Genomic DNA, 1,684 nt, shown 5'->3' on the forward strand with positions numbered 1-1,684 from the left:
CCCCCCCCCCCGCCCCGGTCCAGCCCCCGGTGGAGAAGGTCACCCGCCAGGAGGCTCAACAGGCCCACGCCCAGGTGGCCCAGGAGATCGAGGCAGGCATGGAACAGAGCAACACCGGGGTGTACCGCTATCCCCCTGTGTCCCTGCTGGCGGAAGGCAGCGGCATGGCCGCCGCTGCCGCTGGAGAGCTCCAGACCAACCAGCAGCGGCTCCAGGACGCCCTTATCTCCTTCGGCGTGGATGCCCATATCGTCAACGTCACCAGGGGTCCCTCGGTGACCCGGTACGAGCTGGAGCTGGAGCAGGGCGTGAAGCTGAACAAGATTACCAACCTCTCCGACGACATCGCCCTGGCTCTGGGTGCCTCCGCGGTGCGTGTGGCCCCCATCCCCGATAAGATTTCCACCGTGGGCATTGAGGTGCCCAACCGCCAGGTGAGCCCTGTGGCCATTCGGGACGTCATCAGCGACCGGGCCTTTACCGACAGCCCCTCCAAGGTATCCTTTGCCGTGGGCAAGGACATCGGGGGCAACTGTGTGGTGGGCAACATCGCCAAGCTGCCCCATATGCTCATTGCCGGTACCACCGGTTCCGGTAAGTCGGTGTGTACCAACTCCCTCATCATCTCTCTGCTGTACAAGGCCACCCCCGACGAGGTGCGCCTCATCATGGTGGACCCCAAGATGGTGGAGTTGGGGGTGTACAACGGCATCCCTCATCTGCTCATCCCCGTGGTCACCGACCCCAAGAAGGCCGCCGGCGCCCTGCAATGGGCGGTGTGCGAGATGATGAAGCGGTACAAGGCTTTCTCTGAGGTGGGAGCCAAGGATCTGGCTTCCTACAACAACCACGCCCGCAAGAGCGGGCGGGACACCATGCCCCAGATCGTGGTGGTCATCGACGAGCTGGCCGACCTGATGCTGGTGGCCGCCAAAGAGGTGGAAGAGTCCATCTGCCGGGTGGCCCAGATGGGCCGTGCCTCGGGCATGCACCTGGTCATTGCCACCCAGCGTCCCTCTGCCGACGTCATCACGGGCCTGATGAAGGCCAACATCCCCAGCCGCATTGCCTTTGCCGTGGCCTCCAGCTTGGAGTCCCGCATCATTCTGGACACCACCGGTGCCGAGAAGCTGGTGGGTAAGGGCGACATGCTCTATGCCCCTCTGGGCCAGGGCAAGCCCCAGCGTGTCCAGGGCTGCTTTATCTCTGAGGAGGAGGTGGCCCAGGTGGTGGACTTCATCAAGCAGAGCGGCACCGCCCAGTACGACGAGTCGGTGATGCATGAAATCGAAAAGCACGCCGAGGAGAAGGAGAAAGGCGCCAAGGGTGTGGGCGGGTCCGATCCCAACCAGGGCGGGGACTATGACGAGCTGCTCCCCGCTGCCATCGACGTGGTGCTGGAGGTGGGACAGGCCTCGGTGTCCATGCTCCAACGCCGCCTGAAACTGGGCTACGGCCGAGCCGCCCGCCTGGTGGACCAGATGGAGGAGAAGGGCGTGGTGGGCCCCTTTGAGGGCTCCAAGCCCCGCCAGCTGCTCATTACCAAGGAGCAGTGGCAGGAGATGCAGTACCGCCAGAACATGGTGGACGCCGTGCCCGAACCCTCGGAGCCGGTACCGGAGGAGTTCCCCTTTGAGGGGGACGCCGTGGAACAGAGCCGGGATTTACCGCCATTTTAAGAAGA

At 64.3% G+C, this 1,684-nt stretch carries 1 protein-coding gene; it reads left to right on the top strand.

The window, feature by feature from the left end; genetic code table 11:
- On the top strand, window positions 1-1,679 hold a 1,679-nt coding region (locus E0L15_RS12130), incomplete at its 5' end, for a DNA translocase FtsK (RefSeq protein WP_168125806.1).
- Window positions 1,680-1,684: the final 5 nt, after the last annotated feature.

It is taken from the genome of Pseudoflavonifractor sp. SW1122 (assembly GCF_012027765.1).
Classification (GTDB): domain Bacteria; phylum Bacillota; class Clostridia; order Oscillospirales; family Oscillospiraceae; genus Enterenecus; species Enterenecus faecium.